This is a genomic window from Acinetobacter calcoaceticus ANC 3811, assembly GCF_000399665.1.
Lineage (GTDB): Bacteria > Pseudomonadota > Gammaproteobacteria > Pseudomonadales > Moraxellaceae > Acinetobacter > Acinetobacter calcoaceticus_B.
On sequence record NZ_KB976986.1, the window covers coordinates 1,105,661 to 1,121,497 of the forward strand.

17 protein-coding genes are annotated in these 15,837 nt (G+C 34.1%); 7 read left to right on the forward strand and 10 right to left on the reverse strand.

From position 1 onward, the window contains the following. Positions 1-32: 32 nt before the first annotated feature. From F935_RS06410 to F935_RS06430, 4 genes are all read right to left on the reverse strand, one after another. Complete coding sequence (locus F935_RS06410; protein WP_016138165.1) at positions 33-1,454, reverse strand: GntP family permease; 1,422 nt, start codon at positions 1,452-1,454, stop codon at positions 33-35. Positions 1,455-2,054: 600 nt separating this feature from the next. Continuing rightward, positions 2,055-2,576, reverse strand: a complete 522-nt coding sequence (locus F935_RS06420; protein WP_016138166.1) for an SH3 domain-containing protein — start codon at positions 2,574-2,576, stop codon at positions 2,055-2,057. 252 nt (positions 2,577-2,828) lie between these two features. Continuing rightward, on the reverse strand, positions 2,829-3,989 hold the full coding sequence (locus F935_RS06425) for a type I restriction endonuclease (protein ID WP_016138167.1): 1,161 nt from the start codon (positions 3,987-3,989) through the stop codon (positions 2,829-2,831). Positions 3,990-4,174: 185 nt separating this feature from the next. Next, a complete protein-coding gene (locus F935_RS06430) occupies positions 4,175-4,618 on the reverse strand; it encodes a BLUF domain-containing protein (RefSeq protein WP_212749581.1) in 444 nt (147 codons plus the stop codon). A gap of 230 nt (positions 4,619-4,848) precedes the next feature. Between F935_RS06430 and F935_RS06435 the strand changes: the two genes are divergently transcribed. Further along, entirely contained in the window at positions 4,849-5,112 is a 264-nt protein-coding gene (locus F935_RS06435) for a hypothetical protein (protein WP_016138169.1), read from the forward strand. A 177-nt stretch (positions 5,113-5,289) separates the two neighbouring features. Here F935_RS06435 and F935_RS06440 read toward each other — a convergent pair whose 3' ends face one another. Next, positions 5,290-5,628: a hypothetical protein gene (locus F935_RS06440; protein ID WP_016138170.1), complete on the reverse strand. Its 339-nt coding sequence runs from the start codon at positions 5,626-5,628 to the stop codon at positions 5,290-5,292. A gap of 451 nt (positions 5,629-6,079) precedes the next feature. Continuing rightward, positions 6,080-6,487, reverse strand: a complete 408-nt coding sequence (locus F935_RS19215; RefSeq protein ID WP_016138172.1) for a J517_1871 family lipoprotein — start codon at positions 6,485-6,487, stop codon at positions 6,080-6,082. A gap of 186 nt (positions 6,488-6,673) precedes the next feature. On the opposite strand from F935_RS19215, the gene F935_RS18875 reads away from it, so the two are divergent. The 6 genes from F935_RS18875 (at position 6,674) to F935_RS06475 (ending at position 12,417) form a co-directional block, all read left to right on the forward strand. Next, positions 6,674-7,063 carry a hypothetical protein gene (locus tag F935_RS18875; RefSeq protein WP_016138173.1) on the forward strand — a complete coding sequence of 130 codons (390 nt, stop codon included), beginning with the start codon at positions 6,674-6,676 and terminating at the stop codon, positions 7,061-7,063. A gap of 116 nt (positions 7,064-7,179) precedes the next feature. After that, complete coding sequence (locus F935_RS06455; RefSeq protein ID WP_016138174.1) at positions 7,180-8,061, forward strand: LysR family transcriptional regulator; 882 nt, start codon at positions 7,180-7,182, stop codon at positions 8,059-8,061. Positions 8,062-8,306: 245 nt separating this feature from the next. Further along, positions 8,307-9,011 (forward strand): CoA transferase subunit A, encoded by a 705-nt coding sequence (locus F935_RS06460; RefSeq protein WP_016138175.1) that lies wholly within the window; start codon positions 8,307-8,309, stop codon positions 9,009-9,011. A gap of 1 nt (position 9,012) precedes the next feature. Beyond that, positions 9,013-9,654, forward strand: coding sequence for a 3-oxoacid CoA-transferase subunit B (locus tag F935_RS06465; protein WP_016138176.1), 642 nt, complete (start codon positions 9,013-9,015; stop codon positions 9,652-9,654). A gap of 115 nt (positions 9,655-9,769) precedes the next feature. Beyond that, a complete protein-coding gene (locus F935_RS06470) occupies positions 9,770-11,179 on the forward strand; it encodes a short-chain fatty acid transporter (protein ID WP_016138177.1) in 1,410 nt (469 codons plus the stop codon). Positions 11,180-11,244: 65 nt separating this feature from the next. Next, on the forward strand, positions 11,245-12,417 hold the full coding sequence (locus tag F935_RS06475) for a thiolase family protein (protein ID WP_016138178.1): 1,173 nt from the start codon (positions 11,245-11,247) through the stop codon (positions 12,415-12,417). A 49-nt stretch (positions 12,418-12,466) separates the two neighbouring features. On the opposite strand, the gene F935_RS06480 is transcribed toward F935_RS06475, so the two are convergent. From F935_RS06480 to F935_RS06495, 4 genes are all read right to left on the reverse strand, one after another. Further along, a complete protein-coding gene (locus F935_RS06480) occupies positions 12,467-13,360 on the reverse strand; it encodes a LysR family transcriptional regulator (protein WP_035366480.1) in 894 nt (297 codons plus the stop codon). Between the two features lie 242 nt (positions 13,361-13,602). Beyond that, positions 13,603-14,496, reverse strand: coding sequence for a LysR substrate-binding domain-containing protein (locus F935_RS06485; protein WP_016138180.1), 894 nt, complete (start codon positions 14,494-14,496; stop codon positions 13,603-13,605). 546 nt (positions 14,497-15,042) lie between these two features. Next, a complete protein-coding gene (locus tag F935_RS06490; RefSeq protein ID WP_080645707.1) occupies positions 15,043-15,264 on the reverse strand; it encodes a hypothetical protein in 222 nt (73 codons plus the stop codon). Between the two features lie 111 nt (positions 15,265-15,375). Next, positions 15,376-15,558: a hypothetical protein gene (locus tag F935_RS06495; RefSeq protein ID WP_016138181.1), complete on the reverse strand. Its 183-nt coding sequence runs from the start codon at positions 15,556-15,558 to the stop codon at positions 15,376-15,378. Between the last annotated feature and the right edge of the window lie 279 nt (positions 15,559-15,837).

Below are 15,837 nucleotides of genomic sequence, written 5' to 3' on the forward strand. Positions count from 1 at the left end.
TATTTACTCCTTAATACTTATAACGTGCTGATTTAAACAATACCCGTTACGGTAAAGACCGTAATCACCACAAATACCGCTAATGTTTTAATTACTGTGACCGCAAAAATATCTTTATACGACTGTTTGTGGGTTAAGCCTGTAACAGCGAGTAAAGTGATAACAGCACCATTATGCGGAAGCGTATCCATCCCCCCCGATGCCATCGCAACCACGCGGTGCATAACTTCTGGAGGAATACTCGCTACTAAAATCGCGGCGTTATAGTGTTCAGCCATCGCACTTAAAGCGATACTCATACCACCAGAAGCTGAACCGGTAATACCTGCTAAAACGGTTGTGGTCACCGCCCCATTCACTAAAGGATTTGTGAAGGTACTGCTCATTGCATGACTAATCATGGCAAAGCCCGGTAATGATGCAATAATTGCACCGAAACCATACTCAGAGGCCGTATTCATCACGGCTAAAAGTGAGCCACCAATACTGGCATTAATGCCTTCTTTAAAATTCGTCACGACACGTTGGTAATCAAACAAAATTGCAGAAATAATCCCGACAATAAGTGCAAGTCCAACCGCCCAGATCGCACCAGTTTTTGCTACATCTACGGTGTAGTCAGCTAAACCGACAGTGGCAAAATCAAAGCCATTTGGGTACCACTCTTTGATTGCTTTAGACAAATATTTGTTCATTACTGCAACAAGAATAAGAGGTACAAACGCTAAAAACTGACGTGCAGTACTCCCATTATTTTGCCCAGTCATATCGGCTTCAATTTCTTGAGACGGTGTATTGTCTACACCAAACCCTGAGAATCCTTCCCCCGCTTTTGCAGCAGCGCGGCGACGCCATTCTAAGTAGCTCAAACCCATGCATAAAACAAAAATAGCGCCAATAATACCTAATAATGGTGCGGCATAAATATTGGTACCAAAGAATGTGGTTGGAATTACGTTTTGGATTTGTGGCGTACCTGGCAATGCATCCATGGTAAATGTAAATGCACCCAGCGCGATGGTTCCCGGGATTAAACGTTTTGGAATATTAGCTTGTCTAAATAGCTGGTTGGCAAAAGGATAAATTGCAAATACAGCAACAAATAAACTTACACCACTGTAGGTTAAAATTGCACCTAAGAGTACAACGGTTAAAATTGCCTTTTTTGCTCCAATCCATCTCACAATGGTCCGAGCTATAGACTCAGCAATTCCTGACATTTCAACGACTTTACCGAAAATTGCCCCGAGCAAAAATACAAGAAAGTAATCTTTAATGAAGTTCACCATTTTGGGCATGAAGACACCCGAATAAAACGGTAAAACATTGGCTGGGTTAATGAGTAAAACAGCAAGTAAGGCACAAATTGGTGCCATGAGAATGACGGAAAAGCCCTTGTAAGCTGTATACATCAACAGCCCAAGCGAAAGTAGAATTACAAATAATTCCCACATATATTCTTTCTCCCTAAAGAATAGATATTAGGTTCAATAAAATTACCAAAAGATATTTAGGTTATCCCAAACCTAAAATGATAAAAATCACAGTATCTACGAGTGGTAATAGGTAAATGAGCTTAAAAATAAAATATCACTAAAATATTTAAAAACAATGCAATTTATTTAAATTTTAAAATATTAATAAAATACAAATACTTATGTTATTTAATTGGTAAAATCCAACTACTTAAAAATTATTATTGTTTTATAAAACTTATTAATTATTGAGTAAATTAAATTAATATCTTTATATTATTTAATAAAGACAATTAAATAATATATTTTTTAAAATAATTTAAGAAATATTATTTGATTTAATTTTCTCAGAAATATCAAATTAACATGTAAATAATTTATAAATATTGAAGTAGTAAAGCCATGAATTCGCATATTATTGGATAGATATTGCAATTCCTCATCGATATCGACTAACTGCAAATTTAGGTTGAATATGTCACCATGCTTAAAAAAATTGCTCATAACTGATTCCTGTAAAAATAAAAAAATCTCCAAAAGAGTGGTTTAAATAATTTAAAAAATCTAAATTTGTTAATACTAATACCTTGGCTTATATCTCTTATTGCCCCCACTGGTAATACAATAGTGTCCACCTCTTGGTCCCACGCAATAGTCAACTACGGCACAAGAACAATCAGTATCATAATATTTTTTAGATTTTTTACTTTCTAAATGATTAGATTGCGACTTTAAAGCCTGATAATTATGAGATTTAGATGTTCTCGTCTTTTGTTTAAAGCAATCTTCAGTTTCACACAAAAGTTTTTCGGAGATCCATTGAGGTGATGTCGAATTTAAAGAAATACGGACCCAGTTTCCTTTTTTTTCATAAATATCAACTTTCTCGCCACGTCCAAGTTTTGCAACAACATTACCGTTAGGTTTATCTCTAATATTAAGTGTATTGGTATTGATATATTTTGATTCTATAACCTCTTCAACTGAACTTTGTGCTTCCTCATTGTTTGAGTTATTTCTTGAAGTATTGTCGTCACCTGAACCAAAAATTCCTAATACTATAATTCCTGCCGTACCCCAGCCTAAAGTTGATTTTTTCATGTTTTACCTTTTATTTTATATTTTACTTACAGTAACAGAGTGTAAGAAAAAATGAAAATGTGCCATATAATCAATAGTATAATGGCAATAAATATTAAACCGCCATAAGGCGGTTTAAATTAAATATAGTTTGAGTTTAAATTTTCTCTAGTAAAGAATAGAAAAAACAGTGGTATAATTTTTAGATATTTCATACCCATATTAGTTAACCGTATATCCAATCATGGCAATATACTATTTTCATCAATAACTTTAAGCAGATGATCTTTTAAAATTATCATCATTCATACAATAGTCTAAACAATCTTTGAGAATACCTACTGCTCTATAAATATATTCAGGCTTTTCTAAAAATACTTGTCCGTTTGCTTGAACCTCTAAGCCCGCTCTCACCAACTCATTTCGACGAGTATCATCTACAGGCACAATAAACTGAATAGTTGGTCTTTTACGGTTCACATCATATCTAAATAACCAACGGTTATTCTTTCCTTGATACAATACTGAATAGTAACTTTCAGTATCTTTGCTTTCCAACTCTACCTCTGGAAATAACTCACCAATAATACGGAAAAGATCTTGCTCTTCCTTGGTGGTAATAATTTTTTCATTGTCTGGATTAACAATGAAATCTTGTTCAACAATTTTTGTTGGTTCTTCATCTACAGTTTTTGGTTCTACTGGCTGAGCAGTAATAATAGTTGGTGATGATAAACCTTTGACTACAGTATCACTAATAGCCTGCTCTACGGCTTGTTTGACAAAAGGTTGTATTGACTCCAAAAACTTAGTATTTAATTGACGAGGAATATTTGCTTGTTGAGCAACATAACGAACAAAATCAATATCGACTTCATTAATACTCTTCTTAATAACTGTTTTAAACTGCTGAATATACTGATTTTCTTCTGCAAAAAAACGTAGCTTTTCAGCATGAAAATTATCGTGTTTAAATTCTGCAAGCTGTACTAACTCTTCAGCCTTATTCTTCGTAAAATCTACAACTAAAAATGGTTTTTCATCCATTACATTTGTATTAATTAGATCTGTAAAGAATCGCCATTCACGTCCATTTGTAATGGCACCAATAGTTACACCTAAACTACTATTAAAATAGCGAGATAATTGTGGAGCATGATTAGTTAAATTTGCAGAATATGATTTTGCTTCAATAAACATGACAGGTTGTCCATTACAATATAAAGCATAGTCAACTCTCTCAGTCGCTTTTACACCAGGAAAATCAGCAGCAAACTCCGCCAGAACTTTTGTAGGATCGTATGGGCTAAAACCCAAAATATCTAATAGTGGTAAGATTAACGCCTGTTTAGTTGTTTCTTCCGTTGTACAATGTGTCCCTACACGTTTTACATGATCGATATGATTTTTAAGACTTGCTATAAAGTTATCCATTATTTTCCCTAATCGTTGTTATGTAAGTTATTCATCCATATTAACCAATATGTTTCATTTTTCAACAATTAAACAACACTATTTATAAATTAACTATTTACCAAATTTAATGAAGAAATAAAATTATTGATCTAAAAAAGCCCTCTCAGAGGGCTTATATTTTTAATTAGAAAAAATTACTCTGATTAAATTTGATATTGATCAGCTTTAAGATTTGGTTGATCCACAAGCAATTCAATAAAAGATGGAATTGAGGTAGTGTTAAGCAAATACGGGTTAAACTCATCGACATGATGATGAAAAAAGAAATCTTTTATTTTTGTATTTATAGGAGCAAATTTCATACTCCAATGCTTAAATAACCGCTGCTCGGACAGTTCCGAAAAGATGATTTCGCAGTTCTGATGTCTTGAATCTCTCAAAATTGAATTATAAAACAGTGATTCAACCTGTTCTTTCTCACCTTCTAAGTACTGCAAGAAATACCCATTACCATAGTAAAGTACTCCCGTAATATCATTATAAGAGTTGAATTTGACTGCTTCTGTGAGGATATCAATTAGATCTTGTTTTACTTGACTATGTTCACTATTGGTTTTACTTGCATACATAAAGCCTATTAAACTCATAGCGATAACTCGAAGATAGATGTCAATTCGGCATTCTGACATCTACCATCCACGCTTACAACCTGACCTAATTAAAACCTTGTATTTCAAAAGTAAAGATTATTATCATTTTGAAAATGACAAACTTTAACAACTAGAAATCTTTTGTAAATTAATACCAACTTAACAAGCTAACGAGAAAATATTAATTTCAGTAGAATTAAGAATTGTTTTTAATTTGTGGATGTCTAATGGAGAACCATGAAATTACTCTTCAGGACGAACATCATAAACAACTTAAGATTGTCAAAGTTCAGGATGTCCGTTTTGATGTAAATATACTTAACAATAGTTACCAATGGTTATGGGTATTTGATCATAGTTCAGAGTTTTTCCCATTTGAGCTATGGGATCAGCTCGACAATGCAACCGTTCATCAAAAGATAAAGCTCGATAATCAAGTTTTTAAAATTATCAAGATTTTGACAAAGAAAACTAAAGTCAGGCCTTCATAACATATAGCTGTACGAATAAGATAAAAGCTTAGGAAATGGTTATTCCTTAAAGTTTTTAAATCACTACTGGATTAGCAAGCCAACCATATAGAAATTGTTCTTGGTAATGAATTTGTTGATTTTCGTAAGTTATAAAAAAACCACTCAATGAGTGGATTTTTCAATTAATTTTTGAGACTAAAGAGCCTCTATGACAATATATTTTCCTTCATAGAAGACACCATCAGTACTTGTTTCTTTTAATTTGCAATAAATTGCAATCGGATGTGTTAGTTTTCTATTTTCTTCACTAGGAATATGAGTAATCCCAGATAAAAAATTTGAATTATCATTTTCTAAACTCCACGGAGTACCTTTGTCTTTATGCCATTTGCTATTTGGGTATTTAGAATCTAACCATGCAATACACTGCTTCATAGTTGAGAATTTTTTTGTTTCCTCTTTTTCAATTTTTGATGCTGCACTTACCGAAGCTCCAAACGTTAAGAATAAAGCTCCAATTAAAGTTTTCCTCATGAAATTACCCTTTATTATTAATAATTAAAATTTAAGAGCTTAAGATATAAAAAAACCACTGTTAGATGGATTAATTTTTAGGAAGAGTTTTGTTAATTTCACTGCTGGCAGTTTCTTGAGGTTTTAATAAGTTGAAACTTTCATAGTTAGCTAAAATACAAAAAAGAAGAGCGGCTAGCAAAATTAGGGTTATCTTATTCATTTCATTTTACCTTTGAGATTTTATTTTTTTAATCCAGCAATGGTACATGAAAATACTATCTGTACCTTAATTGTTAAGAATCTACCACAATTTATTACAAAAGATGTTTGTAAGACTTAATTACCTTTTCTAGATCTTTTAATAGCAATACACCTTAAGGATCAACAACAATGGCCGGACAGGATTTTTATGCCAACTTTATTTTCCTCAAGGCAATAAAAACCATTGTGGGATTATGAAGGTCATTATCTATATTTCTTTGGCGCACTTTAATGAAGCGGCCTTTAAGTCATTATCAGCTTTGTAGACCATATTTGAATTAGAGGCACTTAAAGTTATTCTAGCTTCGAGTAGATCTTTGTTCAGAAGCTTCACTTCTAGAGTCATACCATTTTCAATGTAGATCATATTATTTGCATACTTAACTTTGTTGAATACAACATGTCCACTCGTATCATCACAAAGTATTCCATTGCCATCTGAATCAAGTTTTATGGTTGATATGCTTGGCCCGATCGAAATCGTCCATATACCGGACACGGAAGGTGTTGAAGGCTGCACTTCACTAAATTTATTATTAGCCATTTGAGTAGTTGGGCTTACACACCCACTCAATATAAGTGGTACTACCACTAAGCCAAGCATAGTTTTATTCATTAATTTTACCCTTACACAATTTCATTTATCTTTTAAATTAAGTTTTAAAGAATTTAAAATTCACAAATATTTTAATTGAATTACTAATAGCTTTATATTGAGATATAGTTTTTTGATACACATCATTTATTTAATCATGGTTATTCAATAGAATATCAATGTGAAATCTTGATAAGAAAACAAAATATGATGTGGATTAAATTTATATTGTACCCTCTGGGCATGTTTGTACTGTGGCAAATCATTTTCATTATCGAACAGCTTTCTTTAGAATTTTTAAATGCACCACAAATACTTGTAGCTATAATTGCACTGATCATAAATTGCGGTATGCAAATTCTGATTGGTTATAAAGTTCCTCAATTAGCACCAAAATATAAGTTTGTAGCGAGTATTACATACATCATTTTATTCACTTTTTTAGTAGCAATTTATTCAACAACTATTTTATTACAAGGCTTAAAAGTTGCCCCTCAAGCAATTTGGCTAGGTTATTTATTTTTCCATGTGGTTGGAATGGCTCTATATTTTGCAAACAACACGGATGAATTCTGCTGGGAAAATTTACTAAAGTAGTTCAGCACACTGTTCTCTACTTTCTTTTTCATAATTTTTTGTCAAAAAACATCATATTAGACAAATTTTCGTATAAATTACCCTTCTAGGTGAGCTGAGCAATCTAAAGGAATGAAATGACGCTTAAACAATTAAAAGCTTTTTTAGCTCTTGCGCGTACACTCAACTATGCCAATGCATCTTTAGAGCTACATCTAAGCCAATCTGCTTTAAGCCTCACCATCAAAAGCCTAGAAGAAGAATTAGGCGGTAAATTGTTTAACCGTAATACACGTCGTGTTGAGCTTACCCAAGAAGGTAAATCCCTCATTCCCTATGCTAAAAAATTACTCGCCAATTGGGATGAAATGGAAAACGATGTCAAACAACGTTTTAAGCTCAATCGTGGAACCTTAAGTATCGCCTCAATGCCCTTTGTGACTCATGCAATTCTACCAGAGGTGATTCATCAATTTTTAGCACTTCACCCCAATCTGAACTTTTCCATTCAAGATATTCCAAATGAGACCATTATAGAAAAAGTACAAGACGGTATTTTTGAACTTGGTATCTGCTTTGAACCTGATCTCACTGAAGGCTTAGAGTTCAAGCCACTGTTCGAAGAAGATTTCTTAGCTCTATTACCTAAGACTCACCCACTCGCTCAATCGTCCTCTATTACATGGCATGAGCTTTGTTCAAATCCATTCGTAACCTTACAAAAACCTTCAATTGTTCGTTATTTAGTTGAGCAAAATTGTTTGCGAAATAATATAACGCTCGATTTAAAAGTTGAATGTCATCAAATTTCATCGCTTTCAAGTTTTGTGGCTTATGGAATTGGAGTAAGTGCTATTCCTAGACACTTTGCTAAACACATTGATAAAGAACATAATGTGTTGATTGAATTAAAAGACGAAACTATTCATAAGACAGTGGGAATTGTTTATAAAAAGAACTTTGAAATTTCAAATATTTCTACTCAATTTATTGAGGCTCTGGTTCAATATAAATTTTAAAAAATTAAAGACTGCATTTTAGGGTGAGCTACGCGCACGTTTAAGCTAAATTTATTAATTTATATAATTTTCAATATCTTAAAGAAAATTATTAAAGGTTTTAGCGTTCAATACCTCTGTTTTTTTGTTGTTAATTTGATAGCATTCATTGACTATACTCATTAATCCTTTAAAAAAATTAACTTCTATAACACAAATTGAAATGCTAAAACTAAGCTTACTAAGGGATATAGGATAACAATAGAATGAATAAAGTTTATGCCAATGCAGAGGCAGCACTGAAAGACGTTATTGCAGATAATCAAACACTTGCCGTTGGCGGTTTTGGTTTATGCGGAATTCCGGAAAAATTGATTGTTGCAGTTAAGCAAAGTGGCGTGACTGGTCTTACTTGTATTTCAAATAACGCTGGTGTTGATGATTTTGGTTTAGGTATTTTGCTTCAAACCAAACAGATTAAAAAAATGATTTCTTCATATGTCGGTGAAAATAAAGAGTTTGAGCGCCAATATTTAAATGGTGAGCTTGATGTAGAACTTACACCACAAGGTACCTTGGCTGAAAAGTTGCGTGCTGGTGGTGCTGGAATTCCCGCGTTTTATACTCAAACTGGTGTAGGTACACTCATTGCTGAAGGTAAAGAAGAACGCACCTTTAAGGGCAAAAACTACATTTTAGAAGAATCATTAACTGCGGATATCGCGCTTGTTAAAGCATATAAGGCAGACAAAGCAGGTAATTTGGTATTCCGTAAAACTGCTCAGAACTTTAACCCTGAATGTGCGATGGCTGGAAAAATTACAATCGCAGAAGTTGAACAGGTTGTTGAAATTGGTGAATTGGATCCGGATGAAATCCATTTAGCGGGTATTTATGTAAACCGTATTGTACTGAATGCATCACCTGAAAAACGCATTGAGCATAAAACTTTAAGCACGGAGGCAGTATAAAATGGCTTGGTCACGCAATGAAATGGCACAACGTGCTGCAAAAGAACTTGAAGATGGTTTTTATGTCAATTTAGGTATTGGCTTACCCACTCTAGTTGCTAACTATATTCCTGAAAATATTAATGTTTGGCTTCAATCTGAAAATGGCCTATTAGGTATTGGTGAGTTTCCGACTGAAGAAACTGTTGATGCTGATTTAATTAATGCTGGTAAACAAACAGTCACTGCTCGCCCTGGCGCTGCTTTTTTCTCAAGCTCAGAATCTTTTGCCATGATCCGTGGTGGCCACGTCAACATTGCAATTTTAGGAGCAATGGAAGTTTCTGAACATGGTGACTTGGCTAACTGGATGATTCCAGGTAAGAAAGTTAAAGGTATGGGCGGTGCAATGGACTTGGTTGTTGGTGTCCAAAAAGTTGTAGTGCTTATGGAACACTGTGCAAAAGATGGTACGCCAAAAATTGTGAAAAACTGTAGTTTACCTTTAACAGGTAAAGGTGTGGTTCATCGCGTAATTACTGACCTAGGTGTAATGGACATTACTCCACAAGGCGTAGAGCTGATTGAACTTGCTAAAGATGTCACGCTTGAACAGATTCAAGCTGTTACAGGGGTTGAGTTTTACAAAACCTTAGTCGCATAAAATTAAATTTTTAGTAAGAAATATAAGACTTAAGTTAGAAAGTGAGCTTAAGTCTTAACCCTTTTAAGCACCGGATGTGCTGTCTATAAATAAGAACGAGAAGGATTTTTCAGCTATGGAAAAACAGCAAGGAATTTTTGAAAGATTTGCTCTTCGGATTAGTGACTGGTCTGAAAAATGGTTTCCTGATTCATATATTTTTGCATTACTTGGCGTCATTATTGTGTCGATTGCCGCTTTAGGTATTGGTGCTCCAATTCACGATGTAGCAACTTCTTTTGGTAATGGTTTCTGGAGTCTTATTCCCTTTACCCTGCAAATGACTATGCTCATTATTGTGGGTTATGTCGTTTCGGTATCTAAACCTGTAAAATTTCTGATTCAAAAAATGGCCCGTATTCCAAATTCTGGACGCGGTGCTATTGTTTTGGTTGCAACCGTCAGCTTATTAATTTCGCTGGTCAATTGGGCAGTAAGTACAATTCTTACAGCGCTTTTAGTGATTGCATTAGCGAAACGTAAAGAGCTGAACATGGATTACCGCGCTGCCGCAGCAGCTGCAATTATTGGTATGGGTGCGACTTGGGCACTTGGAATCAGTTCTTCGGCAGCACAGCTTCAAGCAAATAAAAGTAGTTTGCCAGAGTCAATTTATAATCTGACAGGCATTATTCCATTTACCGAAACGATCTTTCTTTGGCAATCAATTGCGATGACGATTATTTTGGTGATTGTTTCAATTACGATCGCATATTTGTCAGCACCAAAAGGCAATAATGTTAAAACGATTGATAGTTTTGACATTCAGTTTGAAGAAGAAAAACAACATGAAGAGAAATCTACCCGTCCGGGTGACTGGTTAGAAAACTCGCCAATTTTAACAATTATTGTGGTGGCTTTAGGTGTAATCTGGATGTTTTTTGAATTTTCAAAAAGTAATCCAATCATTGCCATTTCAAGTTTAAACACATATAACTTTGTCTTTTTAATGCTTGGTTTAGCATTACATGGAACACCACGAAACTTCTTAAATGCAGTTTCAAAGGCAGTTCCAGCCGTATCAGGAATCTTAATTCAGTTTCCACTTTACGGAAGCATCGCTTTTATTATGACGCAAGCTTTAAACAGTCAGGATTTATCGCTGTCGCACTATGTTGCCGAATTTTTCGTTTCAATTGCTTCAAAAGAAACCTTCGCAATTGTGATGGGAATTTACTCTGCCATCCTTGGATTCTTTGTGCCTTCGGGCGGTGGAAAATGGATTATCGAAGCACCATATGTTATGCAAGCAGCAAATGATTTAAAAGTTCATTTAGGCTGGTCTGTACAAATTTATAATGCAGCTGAAGCTTTACCAAATTTAATCAATCCATTCTTTATGCTGCCAATGCTAGGCATTTTAAAATTAAAAGCAAAAGATGTGATTGGTTTTACAGTCACTCAGCTCGTTGTGCATTTTCCCTTAGTTTTATTTTTATTGTGGTTCTTTGGAAGAACGCTGAGCTATACCCCACCTACTTTTTAATTTACTGGCGCCTTTAGTTTCAGCTAGAGGCAAATTTAGCAAATACACCAATAAGAGATATTAAGATGAGTTCAATTGTTATAGTTTCAGGTAGCCGTACTGCAATGGGCGGTTTTCAAGGCAGTCTATCAACATTAACTGCACCAGAACTTGGCGCGGCTGTAATTCGTGAATCTATTCAACGTGCAGGTGTTGCACCTGACCAAGTAGATGAAGTTATTTTTGGTTGCGTGTTAAGTGCAGGCATAGGTCAAGGTCCTGCTCGTCAGGCGATGCGTAAAGCTGGTGTGCCTGATCATGTGGGTGCAGTCACCATTAATAAACTGTGTGGCTCTGCCATGAAAGCCGTATTAATGGCATCAGACACTTTAAAAGCTGGCAGTGCTAATATTATTATTGCTGGTGGCATGGAATCTATGACCAATGCGCCTTATATTTTGCCGAAAGCTCGCGGTGGTTACCGTATGGGTCACGGTGAAATTAAAGACCATATGTTTTTAGATGGTCTTGAAGATGCTGAAACAGGCCGCTTAATGGGTTCTTTTGCTCAAGACATGGCAAATACTAAAGGTTTTACACGTGAGCAAATGGATAATTTTGCGATTTCTTCTTTGAAAAAAGCACAAACTGCCATTACCCAAGGTTACTTCAAAGAAGAGATTGTTCCGGTTGAAGTCAAAACCCGTAAAGGCGTTGAAGTTATTGATCAAGATGAGCAACCATTAAAAGCGAATCTTGAGAAGATTCCAACATTGCGCCCAGCTTTTAGTAAAGATGGTACGATTACAGCTGCAAACTCAAGTTCAATTTCTGATGGTGCTGCTGCCTTAGTTCTCACTACTGAAGAATATGCTCAAAGCCATGGTTTAAATACTTTAGCAAAAATTGTTGGAACATCCACTCACTCACAGCATCCAAGCGAATTTACCATTGCTCCGATTAGTGCGATTCAAAAAGTGCTTGAGCGTGCTGGTTGGTCTGTGGACGAGGTAGATGCTTGGGAAATTAATGAAGCTTTTGCAATGGTAGCAATGGCACCAATTCACGATTTAGGTATCGATGAAGCAAAAGTCAACGTACATGGTGGTGCTTGTGCTTTAGGCCATCCTATTGGTGCAACTGGCTCAAGAATTATTCTTTCTCTTATCTATGCTTTAAAACGCCTAGGTAAAAAGAAAGGTGTTGCTGCGTTATGTATTGGTGGTGGTGAAGCTACAGCTGTGGCAATTGAAATCTAAAAATCAAACCACACAGAAGGTGTAAGCGTTTTTCTTACATCTTCTTTTTTTAAACTTTAAAAAGTTCATAGCAGGTTTGTCGGAACCATTTATGGCTACTTTTATGATGGCAAGACATATGCCAATGTTGTTTAACATCATAAGTTGGAAAGTCTAGAGGTGCTGGTAAAATCTGTAAATTTTCTCTAACCAATAAAACTTGGCTTAAATAATACGGCACTGTTGCAATCGCATCTGTTTCCTGAACGACTAATCCTACCCCTAAATAACTTGGCAAGCGAATTAGAATATTTCTATCTAATCCTTTGTTCTGTAATTCATTTTTAATATGGTAGTGGCCAATACCTGCATCAATATCGATATGATATTCACGCATATAATCATCTAAAGTAAAATTATTTGGGTTTAAACGAGGATGGCTCTTAGAGCTAATCACAACGTAATGTTGTTTGAAAAACTTCTGCTGATAAAAGCCTTCTTCTAATTGAGGTAAAAAGCCAATTGCAAGGTCAATTTCACCATTTGCCATTTGATAGCTAGTTTCTGGTGTAATCGGCCGAATATTCAAACGAATTAAAGGCGCCTTCTCTTTTAAATAGTTGGTTAGTTGCGGTAATAAGACCAAATGAGACACATCTGTCATGGCAATTGTAAAAAGTTGATCTGAGGTAAGCGGGTCAAAGTTCACACTAAAGTTATTAATACTTTCAACTTTATCAATTACTTCGCTAATGAGCGGAAATATTTCTTTAGCCAATTCGGTTGGAATCATTTCATTCCCAACACGAATAAAAAGTGGATCATTAAAATGCTGACGGATTTTGTTCAGTCCATTACTAACACTTGGTTGTGTAAGCCCAATAGCATCGGCAGCCATTGAAACGCTTTTAAACCGATAAATATGATAAAAAATATTTAGTAATCTACTATCTAGATCAAACAAAATTGTCTCCGTCTGGATCAAATAATCCATTCAAAAAGGACTGAAAACAGGTATAGCTTAGATAAGAATGCTAAACCTGTTTTTAAATTATTGATGTATCGCCTAAATTAACAAAGAACCTAGACCATGGGCAATGCTTTATAAAGCCTTTCATCATAAAGACAAAAGCATAGCCTCTTTATTGGGTTACTTTGTATATAAATCTAGTGAATACAGCTCATATCGTTATAAATTTTTAAAATTTAATCATGCTGAATTTGAAAACCTTTCCAGATCTGCTGAACTGCTTTGTTATCACTTAAATTATTTTTAAAAATATAAATATCTTGGGGAAGACAATATTCATGATGATCTAACATGACCAGTTTTCCGTTAGCAATATCTTCCTCAACATTGATTTTTGGAATCCATGCTACACCAAGACCTTGTAATACGAGCTCTTTCAAATTGGTTGCATTGTCAGTCTCATATAAGGTTTTATAAATCAGCTTACCTTCGATCAGTTGATCTACCAATTTTCGCAAATAAGCATGTTTACTATAAGCAAGCAATGAAAAATTATTCTGAATTGTATGCTTAGGCGTATGGTCTGCTTCGGTAGCTGACACAGGAACAATCTCTGTTTCAGCAATCTTGATCCCACTTAAAATATCATCACCAACACGATTAATATTAGATCGATCTGCATAACAAATCATAAAATCGCAGGCACCTTCTTTTAAAAGGGATAAGCCCTCACCACTATTGGTCGCGACAATTTCGATTTTTAAATCACGCATAAACGTTGGGAATTTTTTCAAAAAAGTCGTTAAAAAACCAGAAGCTAATGAGTGAACCACACAAAAACGAATCGTAGATTCGGTTTCATTTTTAATATTTTTAATCAGCTTGGCGGTCTCTTCCACCTGCTTCTCAATATTTTTAGACATCACCAGCATAATTCGCCCGATGTCTGTAAATTCAATATTATTTTTATTATTTCTAATAATAACCTCAGCTCCAATCATCTCTTCTATTTGCTGAATTCTACGCGTAAAAGCAGATTGGCTAATAAATCGTTTTTCTGCTGCTTTTGAAATAGAACGCTCTCGCTCTAATGTCAAAAGGTCTTCGACCCAACGTACTTCTAAGTTCATTTTATGCATTCCCTTTTTATAGTTATGTTCTTAATTTGTCTGCTTGGGAAGCTGAATAAATAGCTGAATAGATGAATGAAAAATATAAAACATGGGAGTACCTGCAAAAATGCGATGGAAGAATGGCAAAGCCAAACGATAAAAGTAAGTATTTAATAATTCTGACATAGAAAAGTGTGTAAGAGAATAAAAGACTTTGATTTAACTCCACAACTCATACAAATATAAAATTCTTATTCTAAAAAATATTTTAAATCAAAAAGTAAGATCAATATAACTCAAGTAAATGACCACTTAAGCCTTAATAAAAAATAAAAATAATCTTATTATTTCATCACGTTTTAATTTTTATAAAAAAAAGTCCGCACCTTGGGGAAGAATACGGACTGTAAAACTAAAATGTTGCTAATTTGACCATTTCAGGATTTAAGCTTTCTGACCTAATGAACTCATTCAAACCAGAAGATATATTTGCAGTATAGTTCAACTAAATAAACCTGACTATTCTACTAAAGTATCTATTCAAGATTGAACCGAACTAAATTTCTAATATTCACCAATCAGATAATATAGCTTTCTTGAAATTTCAACCATCATATTCGCTGTATATTGAGTAATTTCAAAAACTTGCTTTTTCTGTGGATTAAATACCATATTATCTTTTTCATCGCTAAAAAAGATATAAGTGGTGTATTTATCCATGTGATGGATATGCTCTTTTAAGCTTACTTTTTCCCCAGAATTGGGATCATAGGCGATAAACTTCATTCTCATGAATTTTGTCTCTATACATACAGTCTTTTACCTAAAATTCAATAAAACTTAGATAAAACAATATTTTGATGGATAATATAAAACAGTTAAGCTAAGTAATCGTGGCTATTTATAAGATATGGCTACGATACTATTTGCCTTGTTTACAGAGGTTTCAGCAGAAGCAATCGATTGCTCTGCTTCTTTCAGCAGACGAGAGGTTTTAGACTCGCTCTTCTCTTCACCATGAAAAAGTACATAGTATGTAAAACTACCCAAAATAATTAATGCAGCTGTGACTTTTAACATAAACTTAAAAACTAAGATTTTTTCGTATTATAGTGCCTTTTATGTGAAATGCATCACATTTTTATATAAATTTGTTAGATAAGCTACACTTCCGGTTTAATTAACCTCATTAATTTAGTTGATATTTCACTTAAATTAATAAGTCTAAAATTTTGCATGCGGTTATTTTTTAAATTAGATGATCATTTAATTCATTTTACAATTTTATATATTAAATTTAACTAAACAGTAAACCATTAATTTACAAAATAAAATTTTGATTCAATTAGAGAAGAAAAA

Coding starts and splice junctions, on each gene's coding strand:
- F935_RS19215 (WP_016138172.1), bottom strand. CDS start 6,487: ATGAATAAAACTATGCTTGGCTTAGTGGTAGTACCACTTATATTGAGT.
- F935_RS06435 (WP_016138169.1), top strand. CDS start 4,849: ATGGAGAACCATGAAATTACTCTTCAGGACGAACATCATAAACAACTT.
- F935_RS06465 (WP_016138176.1), top strand. CDS start 9,013: ATGGCTTGGTCACGCAATGAAATGGCACAACGTGCTGCAAAAGAACTT.
- F935_RS18875 (WP_016138173.1), top strand. CDS start 6,674: ATGATGTGGATTAAATTTATATTGTACCCTCTGGGCATGTTTGTACTG.
- F935_RS06420 (WP_016138166.1), bottom strand. CDS start 2,576: ATGAAAAAATCAACTTTAGGCTGGGGTACGGCAGGAATTATAGTATTA.
- F935_RS06475 (WP_016138178.1), top strand. CDS start 11,245: ATGAGTTCAATTGTTATAGTTTCAGGTAGCCGTACTGCAATGGGCGGT.
- F935_RS06455 (WP_016138174.1), top strand. CDS start 7,180: ATGACGCTTAAACAATTAAAAGCTTTTTTAGCTCTTGCGCGTACACTC.
- F935_RS06470 (WP_016138177.1), top strand. CDS start 9,770: ATGGAAAAACAGCAAGGAATTTTTGAAAGATTTGCTCTTCGGATTAGT.
- F935_RS06460 (WP_016138175.1), top strand. CDS start 8,307: ATGAATAAAGTTTATGCCAATGCAGAGGCAGCACTGAAAGACGTTATT.
- F935_RS06410 (WP_016138165.1), bottom strand. CDS start 1,454: ATGTGGGAATTATTTGTAATTCTACTTTCGCTTGGGCTGTTGATGTAT.
- F935_RS06490 (WP_080645707.1), bottom strand. CDS start 15,264: ATGAAGTTTATCGCCTATGATCCCAATTCTGGGGAAAAAGTAAGCTTA.
- F935_RS06440 (WP_016138170.1), bottom strand. CDS start 5,628: ATGAGGAAAACTTTAATTGGAGCTTTATTCTTAACGTTTGGAGCTTCG.
- F935_RS06485 (WP_016138180.1), bottom strand. CDS start 14,496: ATGAACTTAGAAGTACGTTGGGTCGAAGACCTTTTGACATTAGAGCGA.
- F935_RS06495 (WP_016138181.1), bottom strand. CDS start 15,558: ATGTTAAAAGTCACAGCTGCATTAATTATTTTGGGTAGTTTTACATAC.
- F935_RS06425 (WP_016138167.1), bottom strand. CDS start 3,989: ATGGATAACTTTATAGCAAGTCTTAAAAATCATATCGATCATGTAAAA.
- F935_RS06430 (WP_212749581.1), bottom strand. CDS start 4,618: ATGAGTTTAATAGGCTTTATGTATGCAAGTAAAACCAATAGTGAACAT.